Annotated in this window: 3 protein-coding genes; all 3 read left to right on the top strand. The window is 42.4% G+C overall.

The window, feature by feature from the left end:
• Nucleotides 1–452 precede the first annotated feature (452 nt).
• The 3 genes from O9295_RS01940 (at nucleotide 453) to O9295_RS01930 (ending at nucleotide 2,600) form a co-directional block, all read left to right on the top strand.
• Complete coding sequence (locus O9295_RS01940) at nucleotides 453–1,676, top strand: DHH family phosphoesterase (protein WP_288031249.1); 1,224 nt, start codon at nucleotides 453–455, stop codon at nucleotides 1,674–1,676.
• 52 nt (nucleotides 1,677–1,728) lie between these two features.
• On the top strand, nucleotides 1,729–2,223 hold the full coding sequence (gene sixA, locus O9295_RS01935) for a phosphohistidine phosphatase SixA (protein WP_288031247.1): 495 nt from the start codon (nucleotides 1,729–1,731) through the stop codon (nucleotides 2,221–2,223).
• Nucleotides 2,224–2,291: 68 nt separating this feature from the next.
• A complete protein-coding gene (locus O9295_RS01930) occupies nucleotides 2,292–2,600 on the top strand; it encodes a hypothetical protein (protein ID WP_288031245.1) in 309 nt (102 codons plus the stop codon).
• Nucleotides 2,601–2,717: the final 117 nt, after the last annotated feature.

Here is a 2,717-nt window from a genome sequence, read left to right as displayed (position 1 = left end):
GTTTACCATCGCTATCGGGATAGACGATTGCGGTTTTCGGGCTGTCGTCGAGTTGTCTAACCATTGCTTAACCCTAGAATTTCGTCTTGGCTTCCTTAATAGTATAACTTTACTAGAAAAAATCAGAGCAAATATTTAGGGACGGTGATGCTCCTAAATCCTGTTTAAAAAGTATCGGAGAGTGGGAAGTGGGGAAGTGGGGAAGTCCAGTTATATCATTTTTCACAAGTAATGGGGCAGCGATGGTTAATTGCCCTCACCCCCAACCCAGCCGACTTCGGGGGGCGACGGGAGAGGTCTTTCGATAGACTAGAGTTATAGCCTGACAGTGGGGAGCTAGGGGCAAGAAAAGCTTAATATTTGAGATGAACCGATCGAGCGAGGATATCGTCTAGAATTAATTAGCTCAAAAAATCCTGACTGAATCTACTTTTAAGCGAACTTTTCTAAAAATGATGGCTGAATTACTGAGTCTAGTTCCTGCCAAGTCCCTCGAAACCGATGTAGTGGTAGGGGAAGCGTCGGCAGTATGTCCCCTTCCTCCAGTCACGGTTAGTAATGATACCCTACTTATTTCCCTAATCGATCGCTTGCGACGTACTTTGGAAAATCACCGGGGCGAAAATCAAATTGTGGTGATGCAGGATTTCCCGGATCCCGATGCTCTTTCTAGTGCCTGGGCCTATCAAATTATCGCCGAACAGTACGATATTCACTGTGATATAGTCTATGCGGGTACTCTCTCCCATCAGGAAAATGTCGCTTTGGTAAAACTAACGGGTTTACCGGCTAAACGTTGGGGAGTCCATACCCTCAAGGATAGAGATCTTTCGGTTTATCAGGGTTGTGTTTTTGTCGATGGTCAGGGAACCAATAGTCAGTTAACCACTCTGGTTAAACAGGCAAAAATTCCCATTATTGTCGTGATTGATCATCATACTCGCCAAGGGGATCTAGAGGCGGAATTTGTCGATATTCGTCCCCAAATCCGGGCAACAGCGACGATGTTAACCCAATATATCCAAAAAGGGTTAATAAGTTTTAATACTAGCGATACCATCCATGTTAAGTGTGCCACAGCTTTGATGCACGGATTGCGATCGGATACGAATAATTTAATGCAAGCGCAAGAGTGTGAATTTATTGCTGCTGGTTATCTCAGTCGTTTCTACGATGCCCAATTATTAAACGCTGTCCTGCAATCGGCCAGATCCCGACGGGTGATGGATGTGATTGAACGGGCCTTAAAAAACCGTATTATTAAAAATAATTATTCGATCGCCGGGGTGGGTTATTTGCGTTATGATGACCGGGATGCGATTCCCCAAGCTGCCGATTTTTTGGTGACAGAAGAAAATGTTCACACGGCTTTAGTTTACGGTATCGTTCACGATGAAGATGAGGATATCGAGTTAGTCATTGGTTCTATGCGTACCAGTAAAATTACCCTAGATCCCGATGAATTTCTCAAGGAAGCTTTCGGACAGGATAACCAAGGTCGCTTTTTTGGTGGTGGTCGTTATATGGCCGGAGGTTTTGAAATTCCGATCGGTTTCCTCGGTGGTTTTAATAATAATGCCGAATATGCGAAACTCAAGTGGGAACTGTATGACACCCAAATTAAACAGAAACTTTCCCATCTAGTTAACCCCGATGAAAAGGTAATTCGCACCTAGCTATTAGACCTCAGCTATCTATTATCATCGCAAAGACCGACCCGACACTGATATGAAACTTTATTTTGTGCGTCATGGATTAGCAGGACAATCGGGGGATTATCTCAACGACAGGGAACGTCCTTTAACCGAGGAAGGTAGGGCCAAAACTGCTAAAATTGCCCAAAGATTAGGACAGTTGGGGGTGAAATTTGACCTAATTCTCACCTCTCCCCTGGTGCGTGCCGTGCAAACCGCCGAAATTTTGCAAAAAGCGGGTTTAAGCCGTAAAATTGAGCAATTTAATCCCCTATCACCCAACGGCAATATTCAAGATTGGGTGCAATGGTGGCAAAAGTCGGACTATCAGCGAGAGGAAAACGCGATCGCAATGGTAGGCCACGAACCGGATTTAGGCTATTGGACGGAAATGCTAGTTTGGGGCAAGTTTCAAGGAAAATTATCGGTCAAAAAAGCGGGAATAATTGGTCTAGAGGTTCCCAATCAACAAAATCCCCTAGGCAAGTGTCAGTTATTCTGGTTGACAGCCCCGAAATTACTCCTCTAGAAATTAACCTGGGTGTATCTATCCTTTTTGGGGACTACAATCGATGTTTAGTTAATAGTTAAAAAATCATGAACGATGTAGAATTACGCCAGTTATTAACTGAGAAGTTAGCAATTTTGTCCGCACACAATCTTAATTTAGTTGGGCAATTTATTGATAAGTTAACTCATCTAGAGGCAGCAAACAAATCCGACAATTACCTAACAGAAAAAGCATTACAAAAATGGCAATTTTTAGTTAAAAATAATCAAGAAATGGACAATACAAATCCTTTAAGTGAAAATGAAATTAAGATAATTTGGCAATTTTTAAGTCAATCTCATCGATCTCGTCCGGTAGGATTAGCTAGAGGAGAATTTACCGAAATTTTGGGTTAAAGCCCCGTCCTTTTAGGACGGCTTTTTAAACTATATCTTGTTAACTTAACTTTTATTGTGCTATACTGATTTTGTCTAAGTCCCCCCTGCGTAAAATGTTTGTCTTAGAGTTTAAAG

The sequence above is a fragment of the Microcystis sp. LE18-22.4A genome (assembly GCF_027531105.1).
Taxonomy (GTDB): Bacteria; Cyanobacteriota; Cyanobacteriia; order Cyanobacteriales; family Microcystaceae; genus Microcystis; species Microcystis aeruginosa.
This window is presented reverse-complemented; position numbering and strand designations above follow the sequence as displayed.

Bases quoted from the DNA above. Each gene is read 5' to 3' on its own strand.
- O9295_RS01940 (WP_288031249.1), top strand. From the start codon at position 453: ATGATGGCTGAATTACTGAGTCTAGTTCCTGCCAAGTCCCTCGAAACC.
- sixA (WP_288031247.1), top strand. From the start codon at position 1,729: ATGAAACTTTATTTTGTGCGTCATGGATTAGCAGGACAATCGGGGGAT.
- O9295_RS01930 (WP_288031245.1), top strand. From the start codon at position 2,292: ATGAACGATGTAGAATTACGCCAGTTATTAACTGAGAAGTTAGCAATT.